This window comes from Chryseolinea serpens (assembly GCF_900129725.1).
Taxonomy (GTDB): Bacteria; Bacteroidota; Bacteroidia; order Cytophagales; family Cyclobacteriaceae; genus Chryseolinea; species Chryseolinea serpens.
Window position 1 is genome coordinate 1,976,708 of sequence record NZ_FQWQ01000001.1, and the last position, 26,515, is coordinate 2,003,222.

General features: G+C 52.1%; 24 protein-coding genes. 12 read left to right on the top strand and 12 right to left on the bottom strand.

Going from position 1 to position 26,515, the window contains the following annotated elements:
• The first annotated feature begins 68 nt into the window (after positions 1-68).
• The 4 genes from BUB30_RS07715 to hemN are packed head-to-tail and all read left to right on the top strand — an operon-like array spanning position 69 to position 4,911.
• Positions 69-920 (top strand): universal stress protein, encoded by an 852-nt coding sequence (locus tag BUB30_RS07715; protein WP_073132495.1) that lies wholly within the window; start codon positions 69-71, stop codon positions 918-920.
• Between the two features lie 18 nt (positions 921-938).
• Positions 939-3,338, top strand: a complete 2,400-nt coding sequence (locus BUB30_RS07720) for a heavy metal translocating P-type ATPase (RefSeq protein ID WP_073132497.1) — start codon at positions 939-941, stop codon at positions 3,336-3,338.
• A 5-nt stretch (positions 3,339-3,343) separates the two neighbouring features.
• Positions 3,344-3,547, top strand: coding sequence for a cbb3-type cytochrome oxidase assembly protein CcoS (gene ccoS, locus BUB30_RS07725; protein ID WP_073132499.1), 204 nt, complete (start codon positions 3,344-3,346; stop codon positions 3,545-3,547).
• Positions 3,544-4,911, top strand: coding sequence for an oxygen-independent coproporphyrinogen III oxidase (gene hemN / locus BUB30_RS07730; RefSeq protein ID WP_073132501.1), 1,368 nt, complete (start codon positions 3,544-3,546; stop codon positions 4,909-4,911). The genes ccoS and hemN overlap by 4 nt, the downstream gene beginning before the upstream one ends.
• Positions 4,912-4,952: 41 nt before the next feature.
• On the opposite strand, the gene BUB30_RS07735 is transcribed toward hemN, so the two are convergent.
• On the bottom strand, positions 4,953-6,068 hold the full coding sequence (locus tag BUB30_RS07735) for a DUF6544 family protein (protein WP_178377045.1): 1,116 nt from the start codon (positions 6,066-6,068) through the stop codon (positions 4,953-4,955).
• A 169-nt stretch (positions 6,069-6,237) separates the two neighbouring features.
• Here BUB30_RS07735 and BUB30_RS35090 point away from each other — a divergent pair, with 169 nt between their 5' ends.
• A complete protein-coding gene (locus tag BUB30_RS35090; protein WP_073132503.1) occupies positions 6,238-6,984 on the top strand; it encodes a sulfite exporter TauE/SafE family protein in 747 nt (248 codons plus the stop codon).
• Here BUB30_RS35090 and BUB30_RS07745 read toward each other — a convergent pair.
• Positions 6,981-7,688 carry a DUF1003 domain-containing protein gene (locus BUB30_RS07745; RefSeq protein WP_073132505.1) on the bottom strand — a complete coding sequence of 236 codons (708 nt, stop codon included), beginning with the start codon at positions 7,686-7,688 and terminating at the stop codon, positions 6,981-6,983. The two genes, BUB30_RS35090 and BUB30_RS07745, sit on opposite strands and share 4 nt — an antisense overlap.
• 155 nt (positions 7,689-7,843) lie before the next feature.
• Here BUB30_RS07745 and ccoN point away from each other — a divergent pair, with 155 nt between their 5' ends.
• Genes ccoN through BUB30_RS07775 form a run of 6 tightly spaced genes read left to right on the top strand, consistent with a single transcriptional unit; the run spans position 7,844 to position 13,728 of the window.
• The gene (gene ccoN / locus BUB30_RS07750; RefSeq protein ID WP_073134943.1) at positions 7,844-9,994 is read left to right on the top strand and encodes a cytochrome-c oxidase, cbb3-type subunit I; all 2,151 of its coding nucleotides are present in this window, start codon (positions 7,844-7,846) and stop codon (positions 9,992-9,994) included.
• Between the two features lie 6 nt (positions 9,995-10,000).
• Entirely contained in the window at positions 10,001-10,192 is a 192-nt protein-coding gene (locus BUB30_RS07755) for a cytochrome C oxidase subunit IV (protein WP_073132507.1), read from the top strand.
• Complete coding sequence (locus BUB30_RS07760) at positions 10,189-11,112, top strand: cbb3-type cytochrome c oxidase N-terminal domain-containing protein (RefSeq protein WP_084137957.1); 924 nt, start codon at positions 10,189-10,191, stop codon at positions 11,110-11,112. The genes BUB30_RS07755 and BUB30_RS07760 overlap by 4 nt, the downstream gene beginning before the upstream one ends.
• 12 nt (positions 11,113-11,124) lie before the next feature.
• Positions 11,125-12,591: a cytochrome c oxidase accessory protein CcoG gene (gene ccoG / locus BUB30_RS07765; RefSeq protein WP_073132511.1), complete on the top strand. Its 1,467-nt coding sequence runs from the start codon at positions 11,125-11,127 to the stop codon at positions 12,589-12,591.
• A gap of 17 nt (positions 12,592-12,608) precedes the next feature.
• Entirely contained in the window at positions 12,609-13,040 is a 432-nt protein-coding gene (locus BUB30_RS07770; protein ID WP_073132512.1) for a FixH family protein, read from the top strand.
• A 1-nt stretch (position 13,041) separates the two neighbouring features.
• Positions 13,042-13,728 (top strand): sulfite exporter TauE/SafE family protein, encoded by a 687-nt coding sequence (locus tag BUB30_RS07775; protein WP_073132514.1) that lies wholly within the window; start codon positions 13,042-13,044, stop codon positions 13,726-13,728.
• Here the strand turns inward: BUB30_RS07775 and BUB30_RS07780 are convergent.
• Complete coding sequence (locus tag BUB30_RS07780) at positions 13,725-14,783, bottom strand: response regulator (RefSeq protein WP_073132515.1); 1,059 nt, start codon at positions 14,781-14,783, stop codon at positions 13,725-13,727. The two genes, BUB30_RS07775 and BUB30_RS07780, sit on opposite strands and share 4 nt — an antisense overlap.
• A complete protein-coding gene (locus BUB30_RS07785) occupies positions 14,780-16,048 on the bottom strand; it encodes a PAS domain-containing sensor histidine kinase (protein WP_073132516.1) in 1,269 nt (422 codons plus the stop codon). Before BUB30_RS07785 ends, BUB30_RS07780 begins: the two co-directional genes overlap by 4 nt.
• A 125-nt stretch (positions 16,049-16,173) precedes the next feature.
• Between BUB30_RS07785 and BUB30_RS07790 the strand changes: the two genes are divergently transcribed.
• Positions 16,174-16,575 carry a universal stress protein gene (locus BUB30_RS07790; protein ID WP_073132518.1) on the top strand — a complete coding sequence of 134 codons (402 nt, stop codon included), beginning with the start codon at positions 16,174-16,176 and terminating at the stop codon, positions 16,573-16,575.
• A gap of 57 nt (positions 16,576-16,632) precedes the next feature.
• Here the strand turns inward: BUB30_RS07790 and BUB30_RS07795 are convergent, their stop codons facing one another.
• The 8 genes from BUB30_RS07795 to BUB30_RS07830 all read right to left on the bottom strand — a co-directional run bounded on the left by BUB30_RS07795 (position 16,633) and on the right by BUB30_RS07830 (position 26,462).
• Positions 16,633-17,124, bottom strand: a complete 492-nt coding sequence (locus BUB30_RS07795; protein WP_073132520.1) for a VOC family protein — start codon at positions 17,122-17,124, stop codon at positions 16,633-16,635.
• Positions 17,125-17,601: 477 nt separating this feature from the next.
• Positions 17,602-18,075: a YybH family protein gene (locus BUB30_RS07800; RefSeq protein WP_084137958.1), complete on the bottom strand. Its 474-nt coding sequence runs from the start codon at positions 18,073-18,075 to the stop codon at positions 17,602-17,604.
• Between the two features lie 36 nt (positions 18,076-18,111).
• Positions 18,112-18,453 carry a PadR family transcriptional regulator gene (locus BUB30_RS07805; RefSeq protein ID WP_073132522.1) on the bottom strand — a complete coding sequence of 114 codons (342 nt, stop codon included), beginning with the start codon at positions 18,451-18,453 and terminating at the stop codon, positions 18,112-18,114.
• Between the two features lie 26 nt (positions 18,454-18,479).
• Entirely contained in the window at positions 18,480-21,116 is a 2,637-nt protein-coding gene (locus BUB30_RS07810; protein ID WP_084137959.1) for an ABC transporter permease, read from the bottom strand.
• A 152-nt stretch (positions 21,117-21,268) separates the two neighbouring features.
• Positions 21,269-22,351: a hypothetical protein gene (locus BUB30_RS07815; RefSeq protein ID WP_073132524.1), complete on the bottom strand. Its 1,083-nt coding sequence runs from the start codon at positions 22,349-22,351 to the stop codon at positions 21,269-21,271.
• A gap of 135 nt (positions 22,352-22,486) precedes the next feature.
• On the bottom strand, positions 22,487-23,764 hold the full coding sequence (locus BUB30_RS07820) for a TolC family protein (RefSeq protein WP_073132526.1): 1,278 nt from the start codon (positions 23,762-23,764) through the stop codon (positions 22,487-22,489).
• A gap of 20 nt (positions 23,765-23,784) precedes the next feature.
• Positions 23,785-25,365, bottom strand: a complete 1,581-nt coding sequence (locus tag BUB30_RS07825) for a DHA2 family efflux MFS transporter permease subunit (RefSeq protein ID WP_073132528.1) — start codon at positions 25,363-25,365, stop codon at positions 23,785-23,787.
• A gap of 56 nt (positions 25,366-25,421) precedes the next feature.
• Positions 25,422-26,462: an HlyD family secretion protein gene (locus tag BUB30_RS07830; RefSeq protein ID WP_073132530.1), complete on the bottom strand. Its 1,041-nt coding sequence runs from the start codon at positions 26,460-26,462 to the stop codon at positions 25,422-25,424.
• Positions 26,463-26,515: the final 53 nt, after the last annotated feature.

Sequence of the window (26,515 nt, forward strand, 5' to 3'; positions counted from 1 at the left end):
ACGGGCCTCACGCCATGCTGCACACGCCCGGGCTATTTTTAGATCATCATTTAAAACCTCACAAAGCCATGAAAAAAATACTCGTCCCCTGCGATTTTTCAAAGCCGGCGATCAATGCCTTCCGGTTTGCGCTGGATCTTGCTTTTCAGTCCGGCGGCACCGTTCACCTTGTGAATATCGTCGAGCTCCCCGTGCTGCACGACACGGTGATCATGCCGGTCCTGAATTTCGAACAAGAACTTCTCGACGATTTGAGGGAAAACGCCGAAAAATCATTTGCAAAAATAACGGACAAGTATAAAACCAACGAGGTCCCTGTGAAGACCGTGGTTGAATTCGGATCGGTGCATGCAAAAATTCAAAATTATATTGTTGACAACGGCATCGACCTGGTGGTGATGGGCTCTCATGGCGCCAGCGGTGCGCGCGAATTTTTTATCGGGTCAAATGCCGAGCGGATCGTCCGCAACTCTACTGCACCCGTGCTGGTGCTGAAAGATTATTACAAAGGACCGGTCAAAAATATCGTCTTCCCCAATACGCTTGACACCGAAAACCAGGAAGACCTCACCTTGAAGGTCAAAGCCCTCCAGAATTTTTTTGGAGCGCACCTGCACATCGTATGGATCAACACGCCGTTGAACTTCACCTCCGACGACATTACCCTGAAACGGTTGGAGGCCTTTGCCAAACGCTTCATGTTGAAGAACTACACGCTCAATATTGTTAACGACACCAACACCGAACAAGGCATCCTTCAATTCGCCAACCGCATTGAAGGCGACCTCATTGCCATGGCCACCCATGCCCGCAAGGGAGTGTCCCACCTCATCTATGGCAGTCTTGCCGAAGATGTGGTCAATCATACCAAGGGATTGGTGTGGACTTACGCCCTGAAGAACGAGCCGGTTGAAGCCTGAAGCACCAAAAATTGAACGATGACCACCAGCGTAGCGGAATCTGTAGTCTGTTTTCATTGTGGCGAGCCTTGCGAGGACATCACCTGGCTGAGCGATAAACCCTTTTGCTGCGAAGGTTGCAAAACCGTGTTTGAGATCCTGAGCGCGAACAACCTTTGCACCTACTATCAATTGGATGGACAGGCAGGCACATCCTTGAAAAATGCGCGCACCGGGTCCTATGCCTATCTCGACGCGCCGGAAGTGCGCCAGAAGTTGCTGTCGTTCGACTCGCCAGATCTTTCGAGGATCATGTTCCATGTTCCCGCGGTGCATTGTATTTCCTGTATCTGGCTGTTGGAGAATCTCCGGAAACTGAACCCCGGCGTTATTAAAGCGGAAGTAAGCTTTGGCCTCAAAACCGTGGCCATCGCTTTCGATCCCCGACAAGTGAAACTTTCCGAGCTGGCGAGCTTGCTGGCTGCGGTGGGCTACGCGCCCGTGATCGCGCTGGACGATGGGCAGGATACCGTCACAAAATCTGCATCGGGACGCACGCTTGTTTACAAACTGGCGATCGCCGGATTTTGCTTTGGCAACATCATGCTCTTCAGTTTTCCCGAATACCTGGGGCTGGACCAGCACGACGGTTCTTTAAAATCCATTTTCTCGTGGTTGAACCTGGCGCTGTCGGTGCCGGTGTTCTTCTACAGCGCTTCCGAATATTTCGTTTCCGCTTTCCGGAGTTTCCGCCAGAAACAAATCAACATCGATGTGCCCATTGCCGCCGGGCTTGTGGCGCTGTTCCTGCGCAGCACGTTTGACATCCTTTCCGGAACGGGACCAGGCTACCTGGACTCCTTCACGGGCCTCGTATTTTTCCTGCTGATCGGGCGATGGTTCCAGGGAAAAACCTATGAAAGCCTGGCCTTCGACCGCGACTTTAAATCCTACTTCCCCCTGGCCGTAAACCGGCTTGTTGACCACGTGTGGAAGCCGGCGATCATCTACGATCTGAAAAAAGGCGACATCCTAAAGATCAGGAACATGGAGATCGTTCCGGCAGACTCGATCTTGAAGGATCACGATGCCTTGTTCGATTATAGTTTTGTTACCGGGGAAGCCAAGCCCATAAAAATAAAAAAAGGCGAGCGGGTGTATGCTGGTGGCCGGCTCATTGGTCAGCCGGCAACGCTTACGGTTGAAAAGATCACTTCGCAAAGTCACCTGACCAGCCTGTGGAACAACGAGACATTCCGGAAGACGGAAGAGCGGCAGTATCAAAAGATCATCGACCGCTCGGCGCGAAAGTTTACATGGATTGTGATCGCGCTGGCCAATGTTACCGCCGGCGTGTGGTACGTTTTGGCTCCCCACCAAATGTGGCTCGTGCTCACCTCTGTGCTCATGGTGGCATGCCCCTGTGCGCTGGCCTTGGCTGCTCCATTCACCTTTGGCAGCATGCTGCGTGTATTTGGCAAGCACGGCCTCTACTTAAAGAATGCCGATGTCATTGAGCGCCTTGCCGCCATCGATGCCGTTGTTTTTGACAAGACCGGGACGGTGACCTATGGCCGCGAGCCGGTAGTGGAGTTTACAGGCGATCTGACCGGGCTGGAACGGGAAGCGATAAAGATTCTTACGGCGGCGTCCACCCATCCGCTGAGCATGATCATTTCCAGGTCCATTCACGCGGCCCATACCCATGATCTTTCAAATTTTAAAGAACGTCCAGGAAAAGGCGTGCAGGGAGTGATTGCGGGAAAATTTATAAAAGTCGGGTCTGCGGAATTTGTTGGGTTTTATGAAAAGCTCGACCCGCAGGCGTCGGTCGTGTTTGTTTCCGTCGACGAGGAAGTCAGGGGATATTTTACAATCACGGTGAAGATCCGGCCACAGCTCAAAAATATGCTGGCGCGATTGGGGAAGAAATGTGTGGCGTTGCTGTCCGGCGACAACAATGCAGACAAGGCCAGCATGCAAAAGGTATTTCAGCCGTTTGTGACGTTGCTCTTCAACCAAGACCCGCACGACAAGCTGGCGTTCATCCAAAACCTGCAACAGGACGGCAAAAAAGTGATGATGGTAGGCGACGGCCTCAACGACTCCGGTGCCCTGAAACAAAGCAACGTCGGTCTGGCCATCTCCGACGACAGTGGGATCTTCACCCCCGCTTGCGACGGCATCCTGGATGGCACCCAACTGAACAACCTGGACAAGTTCCTCGACCTGGCCCGCTACTCGTCTATCATCCTGAAAATAGCATTCAGCATCTCGTTCTTTTACAACGCCATCGCCCTGAGCTTTGCCGTCACCGGTCACCTCACGCCGCTGGTCGCGGCGATCCTCATGCCGGTGAGCAGCATCAGTGTGGTGGGTTTTTCAACCCTCGCCGTCAACTTTGTTGCCCGGCGAAAACTTGTACGCGCTTTAACCTGACGCCTATGGGAATCATTATTCTCCTGATCTCGATCAGCCTGGTGATCGCCGTGGGCTTTCTCCTCTCCTTTTTGTGGAGCATGAAAAGCGGCCAGTTCGACGACACCTATTCGCCTTCGGTGCGCATGCTGTTTGAAGACAAACCTGAACCTGAACATCAACCCGAACCTGAATCTCAACCCGAATCTGCTAACGACGAAAAAAAATGAAAGATCAGCACGCATCGGCTCTCCTCAAGAAATATGATCTGCCCACACCCCGCTACACCAGCTACCCCACGGTGCCGGCCTGGGACGACGCGCATTTCACGGAAGAAAAATGGATCGCGTCCGTGCGCCGCGCGTTCGACGAGTCCAACGACGAAAAAGGAATAAGCCTCTATCTTCACCTGCCGTTTTGTGAAAGCCTGTGCACGTATTGCGCCTGCAATACGCGGATCACACGCAACCACACGGTGGAGATACCTTACATACAAACGCTGCTAAAAGAGTGGGAGCATTATAAAAAAATATTCGGACGCAAGCCCGTCATCCGCGAGCTGCACCTCGGCGGTGGCACGCCCACGTTCTTCAGCATCCCAGACCTGCAATGGCTCATCACCTACCTGCTGGAGGGCGTTTCGCTACACGACGATTTTGAATTCAGCTTTGAAGGCCATCCCAACAACACCACAGAAGGACACCTGCGCATGCTCTATGAACTGGGTTTCACGCGCGTGAGCTTTGGTGTTCAGGACCTCGACGAAAAAGTGCAGCACACCATCCACCGCATCCAGCCCTTTGAAAACCTGGAACGCGTCACCGCGCAGGCCCGCGCGATCGGCTACACATCGGTGAGCTTCGACCTGATCTACGGACTCCCCTTCCAAACGCCTTTCACTGTTTCGGACACGATCGACAAGGTGCTTGCCTTGCGGCCCGATCGCTTGTCGTTCTACAGCTATGCACACGTTCCCTGGCTCCGGCCCGGCCAGCGCGGCTATGACGAAGCCGACCTCCCCTCCCAATATCTGAAAAGACATCTGTATGAAGTGGGCCGGCACAAACTACGGAAAGCCGGTTATGCCGACATCGGCATGGATCATTTTGCTTTGCCCACCGACGCATTGTTCAAAGCCCATATCCAAAAAAAGCTTCACCGCAATTTCATGGGCTACACCACCAACGAGACCGACCTGCTGATCGGCCTGGGCGCATCGGCCATCAGCGACTCACATTATGGGTACGCGCAAAATAAGAAGAAGGTCGAAGAATACACCGACGCCATCCGGAAGGAAGGTTCCGCGCTCCTGAAAGGTCACGTGATGACAAACGAAGATCTGCTGATCAAGCAGTGCATTCTTCAGATCAGTTGCCAGGGTGAACTGGATCGCGAACTGCTCGAACAAGTGGTCGACCGGCCCATACTCGATGCGTTGATCGAAATGGAAAAAGAAGGCATCCTCTATTTGTTCGACGGCAGTCTGAAAGTGACCACGGCAGGCCAGCCCTTTATCCGGAACATCTGCCGGGTTTTCGATAAGCGAATGGAACGAATCGAAGAACAGAAAAACATCTTCAGCAAAGCGATCTGAATCAACGGCTCTCAAGAACACTTCGTTGTCGGTGGATTAATTCACTTGCTTGTCGCGATGTATTCGATCTGGGTGATCTCCTGTTTTAGCCACATGAAATCACCCGATTTCAATTTCCAGGTGACTTCACACGCATAGGGTATTTCACGGTTGCTCATTTTCTGATAGCCGGTAACATCCACTTGCCACGTTTCCTTTCGGAACTCCCCTTGAAAATCGCCATAGCGTTCGGCGGAGAAACGCTGCACCAACCCGTTTGGATGGAACGTAAAGGTTCCGGTGGCCGTCACGCCCTTGTAGGTCATCGTGGCCAACGCCTGGTCCGGTGCGACTTCTTCCCAGCGGATGTAATCCATGGTGGCTGCCTCAGGATACCAGATCATTTCACTCAGAAAACGAAGCATCGTTCCCTGGTCGATTTCATTTCCAGTCGCGTTTGCCAAGGTATAGACCGCCATGGGTTTGATCAGCATTTGTCCTTTTCCGTTTGCATATTTATCCCTGCCGGCGATGAAGATCATGGGCGCGGCACTGATCTTCGCCTTCCAGTTAAAGGCCGGTGGGTCGATCGTGCAGAACTGAGTAGCTTGAAAGTCCATCCATTTTCCCCCCGGTGTTGTGCGCATCGCCCCCGACTGTGAAATCCTGATCGCGCGCACCGGTCTGTCAAATGCTCCCGATGCCGTTAGCCATTTCTGGACAACGGCGGGAAGTTCTGCCCTGCGTGAAGAGGCGACTGCAGGTGAGACCAATGCTGAGGTATGAAGCATCGTCGAAACCTCGTCTTCTACGGCTTTGTCAAAATTGGATTGCGCTCCTGCGACGATCAAGATCACCAGGATGATCAGGTTAAGGATCGTGGCGTATTTCGCGTCGTGCCAATACACGATGATCAACCCCTGGGATAGCCCAACGCCACCAATACCGACCATCCAATACCAATCTTTTTGCGCCAGGTACAGGGCCGCCGTGCTCATCAGCAAGCAGCACGCGAACAACCAGAGCAAGCCGGCGGTCTTTGCGGCCAGGGTGGTGAGGGGGATCGTTGTTTTGTGTTTCAGCATGCTGGGAGGTCCCAGGTTCCATTCCTTGGAAAACCCCATCAAGTGGATCAGTCCATGGAGCATGAGCGGGACGGCAAATATCAGGCGGATCATCGGCAGAAGAATTTATACGAACTTAGTCATTCTCCCGGTGGAAAGTCATGAGACGTATCAGCGAGGGATCATGACTTTCATCAGGGAATACCGGGGAGGCTTATTTTACTTTCGCCTTGCGCTAATGGTTGGATGCCTTTGTCAGCATGCACCACAACGCTACACCACCATGAATAGTTACCGTCTCGACCTGCTCCTGTTCTTTATCATTACGCTCATCGCAGAAATCCTCGGCACCCTCGGCGGGTTCGGGTCTTCCATCTTCTTTGTCTCGTTTGCGCAGTTTCTCTATGATTTTAAGACCGTGCTCGTCCTCACCGGGACGCTTCACATTTTCAGCAACATCTCCAAACTGATCCTCTTCCGGAAGACCATCGACTACAAAGTCTTTCTCTGGCTTGGGGTGAGCAGTGTGCTGCTGGCCATCGCCGGCGCCTACCTGACCAGCGTCTTCAGTTTCAGCTACGCGAAGATCATCCTGGGATTGTTCCTGACCGGGCTCAGCACCTTGCTTTATTTTTCACCTGATTTCTTTATCCCGCCTACAAAAACAAATTCCATTCTCAGCGGCAGCCTGGCCGGTTTTCTCGCCGGTTTCGTCGGCACCGGCGGGGCGGTGAGAGGCCTGGCGCTGACATCGTTCAACATGGAGAAAAACTTCTTCGTGGGCACATCCGCCGCCATCGATTTTGGTGTCGACCTCAGCCGGACGTTGATCTACCTCGACCACGATTTTCTCCAGGCCCAATACCTCATCTATATCCCCCTGCTCATGCTCGCGGCGTGGGTGGGTTCGTATCTGGGAAAATTGATGCTGAACCGGATCAATCAAGATCTGTTTCAACGCATCGTGCTGGTGTTGATCTTTCTGACCGGTGTGTCGATGCTGGTGCAGGAAGTGCTGGTCCGTAGCTAAGCCTTCACCGCGCCATTACCCCCTACGCGCTCCATAATATCCTGCATCATTTCCATCTGGACCTTCTGGATTTGGATGAGCTCGTGTTGCTGATGGATCATGAGGTGGTCGATCTTCTCGTGCAAGACCCTGATCTCGAGTTCCGATTTCAGGTTGATCATATAATCTTTCTTGGAGCGCTCCCGGTCCTTTTCCTCCTGCCGGTTCTGGCTCATCATGATCAGCGGCGCCTGCAAGGCGGCAATGCACGACAGGATCAGGTTCAATAAAATAAAGGGATAGGGATCGAACGACCGATTTTGAAACCAAAGAGCATTCAAAACAATCCAGCCGCCCAGGAACACAAAGAAGGTGATGATAAACTTCCAACTGCCCCCGAAAGCCGCGATCCGGTCAGCCATTTTCTGACCTGTCGTTAAAGGCTCATCCTCATTCAATTTGTCGGTGAGGGTGTCTTTGTTCTTTAACGCCTCCAGCACCGTGGCCTCCAACACCGACAATTCGCCCACTTCTTTTGCCAGGTATCCGGCAATATACTTCTGGCGGTACATGTTCAGCTCCGTCAACGCGCAATGATCGCCCGCCTTGAATTGGGGATACTGCGCCTGCATCACCGACAGGATGGGCGATTGAATGGTCTTTGCGGAGATTTTCTCACTTACTGGAAATTCCTTGCGGGAAAGATCGCTGATAAAGGTGTCCATAGCTACCCAAACTGGTTTCACCAAAGATACGGGCAAGACTCCCGATCGTTACCTGACAAAAATCAGGTTTTCTCATGGCAATCGTCACCTCTGAAGGATATACCGGCCAATACTTTTATAACGGAAAATAATCAGGGTAAAACCGATAAATGCTTATGCAAATAGAAAGATTCAGCTACGACAACAAGATCGTGAAGGCATTCATGATCGCCACCGTTGTGTTCGGACTCGTGGGCATGCTCGTTGGGCTAACGGCCGCGATACAACTGGTGTACCCGGTCTTCAACTTTGACCTGCAGTACACCACGTTTGGCCGCATCCGGCCGTTGCACACCAACGCCATCATCTTTGCCTTTGTCGGCAATGCGATGTTTGCCGGGGTTTACTACTCCATGCAGCGCCTGCTCAAGACCCGGATGTTCAGCGACAAGCTTAGCTGGATCCATTTTTGGGGATGGCAACTCATCATCCTGGCCGCGGCCATCACCCTGCCGCTGGGCTACACCACCTCAAAAGAATACGCCGAACTGGAGTGGCCGATCGACATCGCCATCACGCTCATTTGGGTGGCGTTTGGGTGGAACATGATCGGCACCATCATCAAACGCCGGGAGCGTCACATGTATGTGGCCATCTGGTTCTACATCGCCACGTTCATCACGGTGGCCGTGTTGCACGTGGTGAATTCTTTCGAGATCCCCGTCACGTTTTTCAAGAGCTATTCATGGTATGCCGGTGTACAGGACGCCCTGGTGCAATGGTGGTATGGTCACAATGCCGTGGCTTTCTTTCTCACCACTCCCTACCTGGGCATGATGTATTACTTCCTGCCCAAAGCCGCTAACCGGCCCGTGTACTCGTATCGTCTTTCGATCATTCACTTCTGGTCACTCATCTTTATTTACATCTGGGCGGGCCCTCACCATTTGCTGTATACCTCCCTGCCAGATTGGGCGCAATCACTGGGCGTTGTCTTTTCCATCATGCTCATCGCTCCGTCGTGGGGTGGCATGTTGAACGGATTGCTCACGCTGAGAGGAGCCTGGGACCGCGTGCGCGAAGATCCCGTTTTGAAGTTCATGGTGGTGGCCGTCACCGCCTATGGTATGGCCACCTTGGAAGGTCCGCTGTTGTCGTTAAAGAATGTGAACGCCATCGCCCACTTCACCGACTGGATCGTTGCCCACGTGCACGTGGGTGGTTTAGGATGGAACGGCTTTATGATCTTTTCCATCTTGTATTGGATCACCCCGCGCATGTGGAACACCAAGCTGTATTCCACGCGGCTGGCCAACACACACTTCTGGCTGGGAACCCTCGGCATCATTTTCTATGCACTTCCCATGTATGTATCGGGCGTGGTTCAAAGCCTGATGTGGAAAGAGTTCAACCCCGAAGGTTTCCTCGTCTATAAAAATTTCCTGGAAACGACGATGGCCATCTTGCCACTGCATGCCTTGCGCGCCACCGGTGGTGCGTTGTACCTGACGGGCGCGATCATCATGACCTACAACCTGATCAAGACCGCCAATGCCGGAAGCTTCATCGCCAACGAAGACGCCGAAGCCGCTCCGCTCGAGAAAGCGTATGTGGCCACCAGCGGCGGATGGCATCACCGGTTGCTGGAGCACAAGCCCGTCATTTTTACGGTGCTCACCCTGGTCGCCATTCTCATTGGCGGGGCAATTGAAATGATCCCCACGTTCCTCATAAAATCCAATGTGCCTACCATCACCAGCGTTAAACCCTACACGCCACTGGAACTTCACGGGCGTGATATTTATATCCGCGAGGGGTGCGTGAATTGTCATACCCAAATGGTGCGACCCTTCCGTTCGGAGACGGAGCGTTATGGTGAGTATTCAAAATCGGGAGAGTTTGTCTATGACCACCCGTTCCTCTGGGGCTCGAAGCGCACGGGACCGGACCTGGCCCGTCTCAACGGCAAGTATTCCAACACGTGGCACTACAACCACTTGCTGGCACCCGACGCCGTGTCAACCGGATCGATCATGCCGGCCTACCCCTGGCTGTTCGAGCAGTCCATTCAAAAGGAATTGACCCCGGGCAAAATTTCCGCCATGCGAACCCTGGGTGTGCCCTATGAAGCGGGTTATGAAGAAAAAGCCAACGATGATTTGGAACAACAAGCCAGCGCCATCGCCGGCACACTGAAAACCGATGGCATCGAAGTGGCCGAAGACGCCGAGATCATCGCCGTCATCGCCTACCTGCAACGGCTGGGTAAGGACATCAAAGTGGAGACGGCAACTCCGACGTTGGTTAACGAAACCCCTAAAAACTGATTTCCTATGTATAAGAACGTTCTTCAAAACATCGATAACATCGCCATCTGGCCGGTCATATCGTTTGTCATCTTCTTTGTGTTCTTCCTCTGCCTGTTGTGGTGGGTGTTTACGGCCGACAAAAAGATGATCCGAAAAATGAGCGAGATGCCGCTCGAATCCACCGACCCTACACCATCCGAAACCCCGGTATCATGAAAAAGATCGCATTTCTTCTCGCTGGCCTCCTGGCATGCATGGCGGCACACGCACAAGAGCCTACTTCGAAAACGTTTTGGGACGACCCCGTGAACAATCCGGCAACACCGATCTATGTGACGGCAGCCCTTGTCTTTATCGTATTCTTGTTAGTGCTCATCGTTTCCATCATGATGCTGCGGGCCTTTAATACGCTGATCGAGCAAACGGAAAAGGCCAAAGCCAAAGCGATGGGCGTGGCCTACACCCCCCGGCCGTCGTGGTGGTCCACCCTAACCCAGAAGCTAAACAACTCGGTACCCGTTGAACGCGAACAGGACATCGACATGGGACACAGCTTTGATGGCATCCGCGAATTGGACAATCACTTGCCCCCTTGGTGGAAATGGCTTTTCTATAGCACCATTGCCTGGTCTGTGGTATACCTCGTCGTGTTTCACATCTCGTCGAGTCTCCCCTTGTCGCACGACGAATACCAGAATGAAGTGGCTGTGGCCGAACAGGAAAAGCAGAGATTGCTGGCTTCACAACCCCAGGCCGTCATTGACGTCGATAAATTAGAATACACCGCCGACGCGGCCATCATCGGGAAAGGACAAAAGGTGTTTCAGGACAATTGCGTCTCCTGTCACCGGAAAGACGGCGGGGGAAACACCATCGGTCCGAACCTGACAGACGACTATTGGCTGCACGGCAACGGCATCAAAAATGTTTACACCACCGTGAACGGAGGCTTCGTTGAGAAAGGCATGCCTGCCTGGGGAAAAGCCCTCAGTCCTTCCGAAGTGCGTGACGTCACCTTCTTTGTCCTCAGCCTGCACGGCACCAACCCTCCCGACGCCAAGGCGCCACAGGGAGAGTTGGCAAAGCCCGATGCATCACCCAAAACCGACAGTCTGAACGTGAGTGCAGCCCGATAAACAAAAAATAAAATGAAAACCGAAGGCCTCGACCTTTATCAGTATGAAGAAGAGTTCCGCGACAACATTGCCACGGTAGACGAAAAAGGAAAACGCATTTGGATCTATCCCAAAAAGCCATCGGGTCCATTGCACACCTGGCGCATCGTGGTCACGGTGGTGCTGCTGGGACTTTTATTTGGCGGCCCCTTCATCACCCTCAACGGCAGGCCCCTGCTCCTGCTGAATTTCTTTGAGCGACGGTTTGTGATCTTTGGCCAACCGTTCTGGCCCCAGGATTTTGTGTTGCTGGCCATCACGCTGATCACATTTTTTGTTTTCATTATTTTGTTCACCGTGGTCTTTGGCCGCATCTGGTGCGGATGGCTTTGCCCGCAAACGCTCTTCATGGAAATGGTGTTCCGCAAAATAGAGTACTGGATCGAAGGCGACGCCCCTGCACAGCGACGTCTGGACCAGCAGCCCTGGAACATGAACAAGGCATTCAAGAAAATTTCCAAACACGCGATCTTTATCATCATCTCGCTCCTCATCGCGCATACCGTGATGGCGTATATGATCGGTGTTCCGGAAACGTATAAGATCATCACGCACTCGCCGCTCGAAAATCTTTCCGGCTTTACCGCGCTCGTTGTTTTCACCGCCATCTTTTATGGCGTGTATGCAAAGTTCCGCGAGCAGGCTTGCATTGCGGTTTGCCCTTACGGCCGGCTGCAAGGTGTGTTGTTAGTGAAAGACTCCATCGTGGTCGCCTACGACTGGATCCGGGGTGAACCTCGTGGACACATCAAGAAAACCACGGCGCCATCCGCACCCAAAGGCGATTGCATCGATTGTAAATTGTGCGTCCACGTGTGCCCCACCGGCATCGATATCCGCAATGGCACGCAGCTCGAGTGTGTCAACTGCACCGCCTGCATCGACGCCTGCGACGATGTGATGGTGAAGATCGGGAAACCAAAAGGATTGATCCGCTATGCGTCGTATACCTCCATCAAGGAAGGTGTACAAAAACTTTTTACACCCCGCGTGATCGGCTATTCGTTTGTACTCCTGATCCTGGTCGGGATCCTGAGCTTTACCCTGGCCACGCGCTCCGACGTAAAAACCACCGTCCTGAAAGTACCGGGCACGCTCTATCAAAAAACTCCCGACGGCTTCATCACCAACCTCTACAACGTTGAATTCCTGAACAAGACCTTCGACGACATCCACCTGGAGACCCGCGTCGAATCGCCCGCCACGGCCGTGCTGGTGAAAGCCGACGGCAAAGAGATTGTCATCAAGGCCGAGGGGATGGTCAAAGACATATTCTTTATCAAGATCCCGGAAAAAGATGTCGTGAGCGCCCGCACCGTCGTGCGGTTGGGCATTTATGAGAACGGAAAACGCATCGAGACCATCAAAGTAAAATTTATCGGCCCGGTCACAAAATCATCGGATATGAACAGCCGGTTGAAAGATGAACAACGTGATTAACAAAAAAACCAAATCGTATGAACTGGGGTAAATCCATCGTCTTAGCGTTCGTCCTGTTTGCTGCCTTCATTGGCGTGCTGGTGACGGTCTGCGTGCGGCAGGAAGTAAGTTTAGTATCCAAAACCTATTACCAGGAGGAACTGGACTTCCAGGCTCAAATGGATCGTAAGCGGAACACGGAGGCATTGGTCGATCGACCTGACATTCGACTTGGCGAAGGACAGTCCCTGAAGATCACCTTCGCCGGATTTTCCCAGCTTGAAAAAGGTCGTCTCAACCTCTACTCCCCCAGCGACGCCACGCAGGACAAAACCTTCGCCCTGCAGCCCACAACGGCATCCGATCAAATTCTTTCCATCGGGAACTTGAAGAAAGGAAAATACATCGCCCGCATGACCTGGACCATGCACGATAAGGAATTTTATTACGAAACCACACTCTACCTTTGATATGTGGTATACGGCACTCTTGATCGGACTAACGGGGAGCCTGCACTGCGCCGGCATGTGCAGTCCGTTGCTCATGGCCGTGACCAACCTAACCCCGGCGGTGGCCCTGAACAGGGCACTGTATAACGGTGGCCGGATCCTCACCTATGGTTTGCTGGGAGCGGCGGCCAGCAGCGCCGGTTCATTTTTCCCGGTGGCCCGGTATCAGAATATATTGTCCATCGCGTTTGGGATCATCCTCATCCTGGCGGCCGTTCTCCGGATAGAGCGCTTCAACATCCCTGTTCTGATGAAGGGCGCCAACATTATCACGGCCTGGATCAAATCAAAATTTGCTTTCTTCTTAGCCCGGAAGAGTTCCCCCGCGATCTTTCTGATGGGAATGTTGAACGGCTTTCTTCCCTGCGGCATGACCTTGCTGGCGCTCGGCTACTGCATGATGCTGAACGGTCCTGTGGAGGGATTTAATTTTATGTTGTTGTTTGGGGCCGGCACCCTGCCCGTCATGATCGGGCTTGCCCCTGTGATTTTGCTGGGAATAAAGAAATTTAAACTCAGCGTCCAAACGGCCACGACAAGCCTCATGATCCTTTCCGGGGTGATCCTGATCGCCAGGATCTTTATCCACGCCGGCATCGAGGCCAGTCACCACAATGGCGAAATGATCGACATCGTGTTGTGCCGCTAGCGGGCAACGTTCCAACGCACCACCTTCTCGAGTTTTGACTGCGACTTGATCTTGATCTTCCCTCCCTCGATCTCGATCAATCCTTCATCCTTAAAATCCGACAACACCCGAATGACGGACTCTGCCGCCGTGCCCACCATCTTGGCCAGGTCATCGCGGGAGATCTGAATGTTCTCCTTGCTGTCTTTGAGTTGAAGGGCGGTGAGCAACGCATCGGCCGTACGCTGCCGCACAGAATTGTAGGCCAGGTTCACGAGTTGCTTTTCTTTGTCCGCCACCTTTTTGCAGAGCAACGAAATGAAGCTGGCCGAAACATCAGGGCTCTGTAGCAGGGCCAGGAAGTCGGGCTTGGGAATCACTGTCAGCTCCGTGTCCTGCATGGCAATGGCCGACTCCTGGTAGAGGGTGCCCTCCAGGATCGGTTCAAAACCGAAAAAATCGTTAGCATTGACCAGCGCGGTGATGAGTTCTTTGCCATCCGGATGTCCTTTGAATATTTTAACATTGCCCGACTTGACATAATACACGTTCAAAGGCGTGTCGCCCTCGGCAAAGATCTCGCTTTTCTTTTTGAATGATTTGGTCTTCTTGTCCTTGCCCAGGTCTTTCATGTTCAGGACCTGGCGGGCATCCTTCATAAACTGGTCCAGCCCTTCGGCATTCGATTCGTATAGCGCCCGTTGCATGGCGCTTTTCCGAAGCCGGGCTTCGATGGCGTTCAACAGGTCGGTGTCGTCAAAAGGTTTTGTCAGGTAGTCGTCGGCGCCAAGGTTCATGCCCTTTCGGATGTCGATCTTTTCGGTCTTTGCCGTCAGGAAAATAAACGGGATGCTGGCCGTGTCTTCTTTTTTATTGAGAATGTGCAATACACCATAGCCATCCAATTCCGGCATCATGATATCGCAGACGATCAGGTCCGGTTTCTCTTTTTGTGCCAGCTCAACACCCACCTTGCCATTGGGTGCGGTCTTCACGTCGTAGCCGGCAAGCACCAGGATCTCGGATGTGTTTTCCCGGACGTCGGGGTTGTCTTCAATCAAGAGGATCTTTTTCATTTCGGTAGGGGGTTCGTCGAGGTTGGGATGGTCACTTTAAAGAGCGTTCCTTTATTGTATTCGCTGGAGAAGGAAATCGTGCCCTGCAGCAAGTCTATGTATCGCTTCACAATGTTCAACCCCAACCCGGTGCCTTGCACATTGCCGGAATTGCTGGCCCGGAAAAATCGTTCGAACATGTGTTTCTGGTCTTCCTCCGGTATGCCGATCCCCTCGTCCTGCACTTCAAAGAGCACGGACCTCTTTTGGTCGCGGCAAGTGATGTAGATGGACTTGTTCACGTCGGAATACTTGCTGGCATTGGTGATCAGATTGAACAAAATGTTTCGCAGGATCCGGGCGTCGCACACTATTTCGGAGGCTTCCATCGTACAATCCAGGACAATTTGCTGCCCTTCTTTCAGCACCCCGTTCATCTCCTCCTTGATCTCGTCCAAAAATTCCCGCGGATGGATCGTCTCGTTCACCACGTCCACCTTGCCTTCTTCCAATTTTCCCAGCGACAGAAAATCATTCAAAATTCCCGTCAACTGGTTCACCGACGACTTGATGCGCTGCACGTGCTTGTTGATCTTGTCCGACTCGCCCCGTGTGTTATATTGATCGATGAGGGAAGCCGAACTCAGCACGGTGCTCAATGGCGTGCGAAATTCGTGGGAGGCGATGGAAACGAATTTGGTCTTCAGTTCATTCAATTCCCGCTCTTTCTCCAGCGACTTCCGCACTTCTTCTTCCGCCTTCTTTCTTTCGATTACTTCTTCCTCCAATTTCAAAATGGAATTGTTCAGGGCTTCTGTTCTCATCTCCACTTTCTTTTCCAATTCGACGGCGTAGACGATCAGTTGCTCCTCACTTCGCTTTAGTGCGTCTTCCGTTTTTTTACGCATGGAAATATCGCTGATGAAGGCCATGACCAGCAACTCGGATTTCACTTTGGTAAAGCTCAGCGAAATCTCCACCGGGAACTCGGACCCATCCCGTCGCAAAGCCGTCAGGTCGCGGCCTGCACCCATTCGCCTGGGGAAAGGATTGGAATTGAAGGCACTTCTGAAATTTACGTGCCCACTCCGGTAGCGAGCAGGCAACAATTCCTCCATGGCCAACCCGGTGAGCTCGTCGGTGGCATAGCCGAATAACTGTTCCGCTACTGGGTTGGCCACCACGATCTTGCCTCGGGTGTCGACCATGATAATGCCTTCCGACATGCTCTGAAAAATCTCGCGAAACGCTTCGTTGGTGATAAGGCCGGTCTGTGGTGTACCCATAAGCGCAATTTAAGGTCGTAGAGACTATGATGTATGACAAAAATCAGTTTTTTCCTTGACTTTCATCCAAAAATTCTGCCCCGGAACACCGTAGGTTGCAGGGAGAATTTTCATTTTAACATGCTATGACCAAGGGCATACTTTGCACCATCGACTTCTCGGAAGCCTCCCGGCAGGCGCTCAAATGGGCGGTCCAATTTTCGAAAACGCAAGGCAGCGACCTGACCATCCTGTATACTTACCGGCTCACCAAAAATATGACCGGCGAAGCGGTGGTCTGGAAGAAAAAAATGGAGGAAGAGGCGCTACAAAAATTCGCAGCCTTTGAAAATGATTGGCTGAAGACGGCCGGCATAAAATACGATTTCAAAATCGAGGTTGGCTTCGTAGCCGACCGGATCGAAGACCACACGCAAAAAAGCGAAATCAGTTTCCTGGTCATGGACAAAAACATGTGTTCCAAGAGCAAGGATACCTTTGATGATCTGATGGAACACATGAAGGTGCCGCTGGTCATTGTTCCTTAGCCGGGCGGGCCATCCAAAATCAAGCCGTTACCCCGTTTACACAACGCAATCTGGCGGTTAATCGAGTGCTGTCAGCAAATCCGTGAGGTCAAGGGGATTGGTGAACATGACGATCGTTCCATCGGCATGGTAGGTCCAGCGTTCCTTGGGCCGGTCCCAATAGAGTTCCACGCCATTGTTGTCCGGGTCATTTAGATAGAGCGCTTCCGACACACCATGGTCGCTGGCGCCCGTCAGCGGGTAGTTGGCCTTTCTCAGCCGGTCGTAGATCATCGCCAGGTCCCTTCTGGTCGGGTAAACAATCGCCGTGTGAAAAAGACCGACGCCGTCTCTTTTTGAAGGTGGGGCGTTCTTGCTGAACCAGGTGTTCAAGCCAATGTGATGATGGTATCCACCGGCGGAAATAAATGCCGCCTGATCGCCATACGTCGTGGTCAATTCAAACCCAAGGAGATCGCAGTAAAACGCCAGGGCCCGTTCAATGCTGGAGACCTTCAAATGGACGTGGCCAATGCGGGTTTGGGCGGGTATGGTGTAATCTTGTTTCATACAAATCTAGTTAATACCGTGAGCCCTCCTCGGGGGAGAAATCTTTGTTGAATAAGTCTTCGTTCTGTAAGTTAAGAAGTCACGCGCATATTCCGTCTGCCTTATCGATTAGTATCCCTAGTCTATGCACACATCTTTTGAAGACTGGCGCAAGTAAATGAATAACCCTGGCCTTTAGGCCAGGGTTAAGGCAATACACATCCCGTCCGCCGGCTGGCGGACTGACCATGCCGGGGGAAAGGTGGAGGATGGTGGATGAAGATATATGTATGTGTCCGTTACTCGTTAGTCGGAAAGTCAGGGCTAAAGCCCGCTGATATCTTCGTTGGGAGTCCCCGGCCTAAAGGCCGGGGTTATTCATTCATTCATTTGTGCTTTACTTCGAAAAATATGTGATAGACAAGTCTAAAGCCCTGGGGTTACAAAAAAAAGACTGCCCTTTTGAGACAGCCTGTTTTTTTATTTAAAACCTCACTCCTACTTTGGCGCCTGGTTGCTATTAAATATATCCTTGTACATTTTCCATCCCTCCTTAGTCTTCTTCCACAACACGAGGTACTTCCCTTCGTCGTATAATTTTCCATTGGCGTCGAACATTTGGGAAAGACCTTCCTCGGTCACGTATTCAACGCCATCTCCGTAAACATTGGTCGTGGTGAACTTTCCACTCTTTAGTCCCACCACTTCATACCCTTCCTTAAAAAACTTCCCAATGGCCGCGCGACCACAAAATGCAGTTGGCGCTGCCCCCGGCACCAAGAGGCAGGCATCCTCGGTATACAGGTTGACCAGTGATCCGTCATTTTTTGCGTACAAGACAAAATATTTTGCGTTGCTTTCAGCGATCGCTCTCTTAGCTTCCTCCAGCGAAGACTGCGGTTTGGATTGTCCATTACAAAGTGTGAACGATATCGAGGTAGCCAATAGTATGGGATAGAATAATACTTTCATGATTTCTTAGGGTTATTTTGATTTACTAAAACCGACTCACAAAGCCGCACCGAATTGCAGGGCGACCTTGGGTATCTTATTAAATAACTGATTCCTCATCTCGTTCGCATTCTCCAGCGCCCGCTTGCCCGCAGCCGTCAGAAGAAATACGCGCTTTCTGCGACCGCCGCGTTCGCCGGTCGGGTCGCTCATTTTAGACTTCAAGAACCCTTTTTCTTCCAGGCGGCTCAATACCGTGTGCACTGCGCTGATGTTAAGGTCGCGGCCGGTCTGGTTCTTGATCTCATCCATCACGGCGACACCATACGCATCCTGATACAAAATGCCTACGATGAGCAACACGATCTCTTCCAATTCTCCCAGGTACGTTCCTTTCATAATCGATTCATAAAAATTATTCTGAACTATTCTCGTTTCAATACTTCCGCGGGGTTGCTGTTGGCCGAGCGGATGGCCTGATAGCTGATCGTAAACAAAGCAATCCCCACGGCCACCAAGGCCGACAAGGCAAACAATCCAAAGTTGATGTTCACCTGGTAGGCAAAACTTTCCAGCCACCGCTTCATCACAAAGTAGGCCAGCGGGAGCGCGACCACGTTGGCGATCAGGATCATGCCAAAGAAATGTTTGGAGAACAACACAAAGATGTGGGCATTGGAGCCGCCCAATACTTTGCGGATGCTCATTTCCTTCTTGCGCTGCTCCGCCGTGTAGGTCGACAACCCAAACAGACCGAGGCACGCCACCAGGATGGAGAGCCCCGAGAAGACCACCGCGATCTTGCTCATCTTGGTCTCGGCCTTGTAGAGTTTTTCGAGATCACTGTCCAGGAAGAAATATTCAAAGGGCCAGCCGGGGATTTGCGCTTTCCATTGTTGTGAGAGCCAGGCGATGGTGCCCGGAACATCCTCGCCGGTGATGCGCACCGCCATATACTTGATCCGGACATCAAAGGCCCGCAGCGTCGTGTTCAATTGCAGCACCAGCGGACGGATCGGCTGGTGACGGGAGGTGAAATTGAAATCCTTCACCACACCGATGATCTTGTGTGTAGGAATATTATCAAACTTCTTACCGATCGCATCTTCATTCGACCCCCACCCCATTTGCTTCACAAAGGTTTCGTTCACGACCAGCGCCAGCGAGTCGTCCGTGCGCACGTCTTCCGAAAAATCACGGCCGGCCACCATGGGGATATCGAATGTCTTTGTGAAATCATGACGCACGGTCAGACGCGGGAAAGGTCTGGAGTCTTCCTGGCCTTCAAAAATATAATTCCCCACCTGGTGTTTGGCACCCAGCACTTCTTCCAGGGCGGTGACGCTGACCGTATTCCGGTTCCTCAAAAATTCGTTCTTCAAGGCTTCATAATTCTGCGCCACGGGCGAACGCGTCACCGGGATCATCACCACATTTTCGCGTGTAAAACCCGTGTCACTTTTACGAAGCATATTCAATTGATCCATCGCCACACCGGTGCCCACCAGCAGAACGATCGACAACGTGAACTGCACCACCACCAACGCCCTCCGGAACATGCCGCCGCTCTCGCGGTTGGGGCTCGCCTTCAACGCCGTGATGGGTTTGAACGACGACAGCACAAAGGCAGGGTATATTCCTGAAATGATGCCCACCACCAGGGGAAGCAACGTGAGCACGCCAATATAAAAAGGCTCGAGGAGCACGATCGTCTTCACGCTCATCTCGGCAAAGACGTTGAATACCGGGAGCAAAAGCACGACGATCGCGATCGCAATCACAACCGACAATAAACAAAGCAAGATCGATTCGAACAGAAACTGTCCAATCAATTGCATCCGTTGCCCACCCAGGGTCTTGCGCATGCCGACCTCTTTCGCGCGGTTTGCTGCACGGGCGGTGCTGAGGTTGACAAAATTTATACAGGCGATGAGCAACACAAAGATGGCAATGGAACCAAAGACATAGAGCGTCGTCAGACTGCTGTTGGGTTGGATCTCATAGTCCATGTGGGACTTCAAATGGATATCCGTCATCGGGAACAACTCCATCGTGACGTCGTTGCGGACAAACTCGGGGAAATATTTTTTGACAAATGCGGGCATGGCCGCCTGCAATGCGGGGGCGTCGCGTTTATCGCGCAAGAGCAAGTAGGTCCAGCACGGGTTCCAATACCAATGCCAACGTTGGGGAACACGGGGATCGTAAACCTCGTCGAAGGTCCGGAGCGAGATCAGGCAATCAAATTGGAAGTGGGTGTTGAGCGGAATGTCCCGCATCACGCCCGTTACCAGCAGGTTGGTGTTGCCCTGGAATTTTAGATACTTTCCCATGGCGTTTTCGCCATCGAAATATTTCTTCGCCATGCTTTCGGTGAGCACGATGGTTTCCGGTTTGTTCAGGGCCGTCTTTGGATCACCCTCGATCAACGGAAAATCAAACACATCAAAGACGGTGGAGTCGGTGCTGAATACGCGCGACTCGTTAAATTCCTTTTTGTTATCGATCGTGGCCATCGCCAGCGTAGGCGCCTGAAAATTGAAGAACCTCACGGCCTTCTCGATCTGTGCCCCGTGGTCGTTCACCAGCGCCTCGGCCACCGGGAAAGGCTGGCTCGCCGAGCGCTCGCCCACGCCGTCCGACTGCAATATCTCGTGAATGCGATAAATTCGGTCGGCCTTGCTGTGCATGCGATCGAAACTGTATTCATTCTTTATATAGAGGCTGATCAAAAGAAAACAGGCGATGCCGATGGCAAGCCCGAACACATTGAGAAATGAATAGCCTTTCTCCTTGAGAAAGCCGCGCTTGAATACGGTGAAATAATTCCGGTACATCATAAGGCCTGCATGGGGTTGAGACGACGATCGCTTGATGTTTGACCATTTGAAAAATCGTAGGACATTCCACATATATTGAATGTCGGCGATCCTCCGGCCCCTATTCTTCAACGCGCGACCATACAGCTCATACGCATCTCCCTGGATCTCTTCCAGCAAAGAAGGATTGCAATACCACTCCAGGAAGCGGTCGGCCCATTTAGGAGGAGAAACCTTGATCATATTATTTACAAACGTGAAAGTAATATATTTGTTTCATATTTGTAAATAAAAAAGGCAAAAAAATCGATGGTCATTAAATAGAAAAAGCCTTTGCTGCAAACTTGCAAGCAAAGGCTCCGATCGGTGAGACCCGTTCCCACTATGTCTCTAACCTATTCACCGATCGTTTTTGTTGATGTCACACCATTAAAGGTTATGGTGATCGTCTTATTGGTACACGTTCCGTCGCCGAAATCCACTTGCACGGTGTCGGTGCGGTATACCGTCTCCAGTTTTCCGCTCACGGGACCCCTGCGGCGATTTCCACAAGCCACATTTTCAACCAGTGGTGCATTGGTTTTGTGCGAATAGATCACGGTGCCATCGGTGGTAACGACCTTTGCGTCCACCGTGGTGGTGATTGTTCCGCTGGTGGGTTTTAGCGTGGTTTCATCCAGTGTTATGTCGGAGACCCTTGATTTCTCCGAGGTCCACGTGGCCACCGTTCCATCGGCCAGAGTAATTTTGCCGTCGGCTACGGAGGTAGTTGACGTTCCGGAACCCGTGGACGAATCAAAGGTGGAGACACGCGTCTTTGTTCCCGCGATCCCAATGCCGTTGACTTTATAATTGTCAAAGGTGGTCACTTCCGTTTTTGTTGCGCCCGACACACTGCGGGTGATCACTATTTTTCCGGAGCGGGTAATTTTCACCGTATCGCGTCTGAAGGTCACTCCACTCCCAAAATCAATGACAGTTTTCGCAATGGTGGCCAGCAGCGAATCGTAGACGGGAAATTGGTGTCCACTGAAGCTGCATCCCTGCGGGCCATCGGTCGCCGAAATGGGCAGGCTCACGGTTTCACCGGCAGCGTTGTAGTTGGTAATGGTTGCGCCCCCACTCTTCGAAATCCGCAAGCCGCGGAAATCACTGGCACTTTCGGCATCGACAATGGCCAGGAGTTCATCCGTTGGCGCAAGCAAACTTAGTCCATCCAGGATCCCATTGTGCCGGCCGTTGCCTCTGCGACCGTTGGGGCCGGGCCGGCAATTGATCGCGGCCGCGCTGTCGCTGCTGCTCCCCACAATTTCAAAACTGGTGCCGCTGGCCAACTGTCCCGACGTTTGCGCGAGGTCAACGACGGTCTGGTCCAGGCTGGTGTCGTTGTTGCTGTCACTGTTGAGGCCATCCGTACTGCATCCCGCGGCCAGCAAGAATATGGCGACGCACCATAAGAACATTTTTATCAGGTTCATAAATCTCTGTTTGTTTTACCTCTATACGCCTAAAGTACAGGGTAATTGTGCGCGACGCCGGACTAATCGACATCTGGCGACAATGTGCCGATGAACGATGAATGACCGGCAACTTCATTCCACTCCAAACAGGGTCTATTCCTGCCAGAACTTCACCCCCATCAACCGACAACGCTCAACCAAGGCCAGCGTCTTTTGGTATTCATATTGGATCTGGCTCAAAAAGGCGCGCTGAAGATTCGTGCTGGCGTTGATCAAATCGAGGTAAGTCGCCACTCCCTGTTTGTAGCGCACCTGCGTGAGACGCGATGTTTCCTTTGCCACGGTGATCTGGCCCTCGGAATTTTTTATCTGTTGGTCGTACGCCTTGATATCGGCTTGCACGGACTCCAGATCCTTTTGCAGCGTCGAGATCGTATTGTTCCTTGAGATCTCGCTGAGTTGAGCACTCTTGCGGGCGATCGAAATGTTCTGACGCACGCGCCCGCCCTGGAAGATGGGAAACACCAGGGTAGCGCCGGCCAGCACGTTGAAACGAAGTTCTTCGATGTTTGGCTGATAAGCGTTTTTGTATCCGGCGTTTGCCTGGAGGCTGAGGTTGGGAAGCCTGTTGCTGGAAGATAATTTCAAATCTGCTTCGGCCGCTGCGATTCGTTGGGTAGCGGCAATGACATTCGGATTGTTGCTAAAGTCGGCGCCTTCCGGCTCGTACGTGAAATCAAAATCCTTCCCGGCAGGCGACGCCGGTTCACCCGTGGTATACCGCATCAACGAGACCTGACGATCATACTGACGTTGAAATTCTACCTTCCGGTTTTCTTCCTGGTCAATATTATTTTCCATCGTTGAAAGGTCGATCTGAAGCGCGTCGCCTGACCGGATCCGGCCTTCGATCATTTTCTTGTTGTTTTGGTAATAGGCAATGGCCGAATCCTGAACTTCAATGGACTTCCGCAGGTAGATCATCGCATAATATATCGTCGCCACCTGGGAAGCCACCTGAAACCTTGCGGCTTCGGTATTTTGATGTGCCACCAGCACATCTGCCTTTGCTTTCTCGATCTGCGCTTTTGTGCGGCCAAAATCCCAGAGGGTCTGATTCAGCCCGACATTGAAATTATAGTTGTCGTGTGGCTGGAATTGTAAAAGCTTGTTCTCTGTCGCGCTGATCGGAATTTGCACCTGCCCCACGGGATTAACATAGCTGTACACCGCGTTGCCATTGATGTTGGGCAAATAATTACTTTTGGCAACGTCCACGCGCATCGATGTGATGCTTTCAGAGGCATTCAATTCCTGGACACTCGGAAAATAATTCAGCGAATGCCGGATCATTCCGCTTAATTCGGAATTGGCTTGTCCGAAAGTGGCGCCGGAAGCAAAAATAAAAACAGCAATAATTACTTTTCTCATAAGGTGTGGTATAAAAAAGCTTAATGACTTTCTTCTTGTACTTTCTGAAGCGTGGACTTGTCCATCTTCTGGGTTCTCAGCATGAATAAAAACGGGATCGCGCAAACAAAAAACAACGAGATCAAAATGAATCCGTCGAGGTACGCCATCAGGTAACTCTGTTTCACGATCGCGAGGTCGAGGATCTTGTAACTTCCCTCGACCGCGGTGACGGGATCAACGCCACCCTGGATCAGTCCGGCTTTTGTCTGCGCCAGCCGCTGGATCATGATGGGGTCGTTGGGCTGCAGGTTGCTCACGAGGTCGTTCCGGTGCAAGGCGAACCGGTTGGTGATGTGGGTGTTCATCACGGCAATTCCAAACGCGCCGCCAAGCTGACGGATCATGTTGGTGAGCGCAATACCCGAAGGCATTTGCTGAGGCGTTAAACCAACGACCGCCTGATTGATCAGGGGCACCATCAAACACGCCGTTCCAAAACCGCGGAAGATCTGCGGCCAGAAAAAGAATGCCAGCCCTGCATCGGGACTCGCCATCGCCGACGTGTAGCCGTGAAGGATAAAACAGGTAAACCCAATGATCACATACACCAGCGGCGGTGTGCCTGACGAAAGTGTCTTGCCAATGATCGGCATGATGAAAATAGCCACCATCGCACTCGGCACCAGTCCCAGTCCTGCGTCGGTAGGTGTATACCCCAGGACACGCTGCACCAGCACCGGGAAAATAAATACGGACCCAAACAAACCAAACCCCACCGCGAAGGTCAGAATGTTGCTGGCGGCGAGGTTCCGGTTCTTTAACAAACTCAACTGGATCATGGGATTTGCAATCGTGAGCTGTCGCCAGATAAAAGCGATCAATCCGCCGGCGGCCAGTGCGGTCATGATGACAATGGTGTTGTCGGTAAACCAGTCGTCGGATTGTCCGCGTTCCAAAACATATTGCAGGCTGCCGATGCCGACGGCCAGCATGGCAATTCCAGCGAAATCAATTTTTGGTTTCACCCGGTTTGGATCTTTTTCTTCATCCGTTTCGGTGACGAAGCGCATGGTCAGCAACGATGCTGCAATCCCGAAAGGGATGTTAATGTTAAAGATCAGTGACCAATGATAATTTTCAACGATGATCCCTCCCAGGATCGGACCGATCGTTGGACCCAGCACGATCCCCATGCCAAACATACCGCCTGCAATCGCCCGTTTCTCCGGTGGAAATGCGTCAAATAAAATTCCCTGCGATGTGGAGAGCAATGCACCGCCACCGATGCCCTGGACAAAACGCCAGATCACCAGCATCTCCAGACTTCCGGCCTGCCCGCACAACCACGACGCTATTGTGAACAAAATAATTGACCCTAAATAATATCGCTTTCTTCCAAAGAGCTTGGCAAAAAATCCCGTCAGTGGAATAATGATCACGTTCGCGATGGCATAGGCGGTGATCACCCAGGCGGTGTCCTCAATGGTAGCGCCAAGGTTTCCGCTGATGTCCGCCAACGCCACATTGACAATCGACGTATCGATCAGTTCCATGATCGCAGCCGAGATCGTCGTGATGACAATAATAGTCCTCGCAAAACCGGTAACCTGATTCGACATGGTTTGTATCTGTTTTATCTGAAATGTCCGTTCTAATCCAAGTTCAACATCGGGTACTAGTCAACCTTCACTTCAACATCCACACTCAGCCCTGCTTTCAGAATATTCTTATAGTCCTCCGCTTTATCAATTTCGATCTTGACCGGAACGCGTTGGGTTACTTTGACAAAGTTTCCCGTTGAGTTATCGGGGGGCAACAACGAGAACTTTGCGCCGGTAGCCAGACTGAAGGACAAAACTTTTCCCTTGATCGGCGTGTCGCGGTAGCCATCGAGTGTGATCTCCACTTCCTGGCCTTCTTTCATTTTTTCGATTTGTGTCTCCTTGAAGTTCGCGACGATCCAATACTTTTCGTCGTTCACGATCGTAAACAGGGTTTGTCCGGGCTGAACGTATTGTCCGACTTCCAGGCTCAGCTTGCCAATGCGGCCGGTGGCCGGGGCTTTGATGTTGCAATACGACAACTTCAGCTTTGCCTGATCGACAGCCGCTTTGCGGGTTTCGATCAGCGCATTTATTTTCTGGATCTGTGCCTGAGCGATCGACACTTGCGTAGCCGCATAGTTCACTTGCTCTGCATTCGCAGTGTATTGCTTGCTGGTCGATTCGTAGTTAGAACGACTATCATCAAGTTGTTTTTGTGTGATGGCACCTTCTTTGAAAAGCGCTTCATCGCGGGCGAGATCGGTCGTTGCTTTGTCTTTGCGTGTACGCTGAACGTCGGCATTGGCACTGGCTACTCTTTTATTGGCAGCAGCATTCAACAAGGCCGCGTTTGCATTGGCCATGTCGGCCTGCGCGTTCTGCAACTCGGCCTGCGCCTGCACCAGGGAAAGCCTCAGTTCCTCCGGGTCGATGGTGATCAGCGCCTCGCCTGCAGCGACCTTGCCATAGTCATCCACACGCAATGAATCGATGTACCCGGCCACCCGCGCAATGACGGGGATGGAGCGTGACTCAACCTGGGCGTTGTCCGTACTCTCGTACTTCCAACTGTGGAGCAAGGTCCGGACACCAAAGAATGCCAAAACCAAAACGATGAAGGCGATGATAAAAGGAGCAAATTTTTTCTTTGCGGGTGCAGATGTGTTTTCCATAGGGTATCAATTGTGGGCCTAAAGGTAAACCAAGTTGACCATTAAAGTCAACC

What these genes read in the sequence shown, in the direction of transcription:
- ccoG (WP_073132511.1), top strand. Translation starts at nt 11,125, where the DNA reads ATGAAAACCGAAGGCCTCGACCTTTATCAGTATGAAGAAGAGTTCCGC.
- BUB30_RS07770 (WP_073132512.1), top strand. Translation starts at nt 12,609, where the DNA reads ATGAACTGGGGTAAATCCATCGTCTTAGCGTTCGTCCTGTTTGCTGCC.
- BUB30_RS07830 (WP_073132530.1), bottom strand. Translation starts at nt 26,462, where the DNA reads ATGGAAAACACATCTGCACCCGCAAAGAAAAAATTTGCTCCTTTTATC.
- BUB30_RS07795 (WP_073132520.1), bottom strand. Translation starts at nt 17,124, where the DNA reads ATGAAACAAGATTACACCATACCCGCCCAAACCCGCATTGGCCACGTC.
- BUB30_RS07805 (WP_073132522.1), bottom strand. Translation starts at nt 18,453, where the DNA reads ATGAAAGGAACGTACCTGGGAGAATTGGAAGAGATCGTGTTGCTCATC.
- BUB30_RS07775 (WP_073132514.1), top strand. Translation starts at nt 13,042, where the DNA reads ATGTGGTATACGGCACTCTTGATCGGACTAACGGGGAGCCTGCACTGC.
- BUB30_RS07790 (WP_073132518.1), top strand. Translation starts at nt 16,174, where the DNA reads ATGACCAAGGGCATACTTTGCACCATCGACTTCTCGGAAGCCTCCCGG.
- BUB30_RS07810 (WP_084137959.1), bottom strand. Translation starts at nt 21,116, where the DNA reads ATGATCAAGGTTTCTCCTCCTAAATGGGCCGACCGCTTCCTGGAGTGG.
- BUB30_RS07820 (WP_073132526.1), bottom strand. Translation starts at nt 23,764, where the DNA reads ATGAGAAAAGTAATTATTGCTGTTTTTATTTTTGCTTCCGGCGCCACT.
- BUB30_RS35090 (WP_073132503.1), top strand. Translation starts at nt 6,238, where the DNA reads ATGAATAGTTACCGTCTCGACCTGCTCCTGTTCTTTATCATTACGCTC.
- ccoS (WP_073132499.1), top strand. Translation starts at nt 3,344, where the DNA reads ATGGGAATCATTATTCTCCTGATCTCGATCAGCCTGGTGATCGCCGTG.
- BUB30_RS07825 (WP_073132528.1), bottom strand. Translation starts at nt 25,365, where the DNA reads ATGTCGAATCAGGTTACCGGTTTTGCGAGGACTATTATTGTCATCACG.
- hemN (WP_073132501.1), top strand. Translation starts at nt 3,544, where the DNA reads ATGAAAGATCAGCACGCATCGGCTCTCCTCAAGAAATATGATCTGCCC.
- BUB30_RS07715 (WP_073132495.1), top strand. Translation starts at nt 69, where the DNA reads ATGAAAAAAATACTCGTCCCCTGCGATTTTTCAAAGCCGGCGATCAAT.
- BUB30_RS07780 (WP_073132515.1), bottom strand. Translation starts at nt 14,783, where the DNA reads ATGAAAAAGATCCTCTTGATTGAAGACAACCCCGACGTCCGGGAAAAC.
- ccoN (WP_073134943.1), top strand. Translation starts at nt 7,844, where the DNA reads ATGCAAATAGAAAGATTCAGCTACGACAACAAGATCGTGAAGGCATTC.
- BUB30_RS07745 (WP_073132505.1), bottom strand. Translation starts at nt 7,688, where the DNA reads ATGGACACCTTTATCAGCGATCTTTCCCGCAAGGAATTTCCAGTAAGT.
- BUB30_RS07785 (WP_073132516.1), bottom strand. Translation starts at nt 16,048, where the DNA reads ATGGGTACACCACAGACCGGCCTTATCACCAACGAAGCGTTTCGCGAG.
- BUB30_RS07735 (WP_178377045.1), bottom strand. Translation starts at nt 6,068, where the DNA reads ATGATCCGCCTGATATTTGCCGTCCCGCTCATGCTCCATGGACTGATC.
- BUB30_RS07815 (WP_073132524.1), bottom strand. Translation starts at nt 22,351, where the DNA reads ATGAACCTGATAAAAATGTTCTTATGGTGCGTCGCCATATTCTTGCTG.
- BUB30_RS07760 (WP_084137957.1), top strand. Translation starts at nt 10,189, where the DNA reads ATGAAAAAGATCGCATTTCTTCTCGCTGGCCTCCTGGCATGCATGGCG.
- BUB30_RS07755 (WP_073132507.1), top strand. Translation starts at nt 10,001, where the DNA reads ATGTATAAGAACGTTCTTCAAAACATCGATAACATCGCCATCTGGCCG.
- BUB30_RS07720 (WP_073132497.1), top strand. Translation starts at nt 939, where the DNA reads ATGACCACCAGCGTAGCGGAATCTGTAGTCTGTTTTCATTGTGGCGAG.
- BUB30_RS07800 (WP_084137958.1), bottom strand. Translation starts at nt 18,075, where the DNA reads ATGAAAGTATTATTCTATCCCATACTATTGGCTACCTCGATATCGTTC.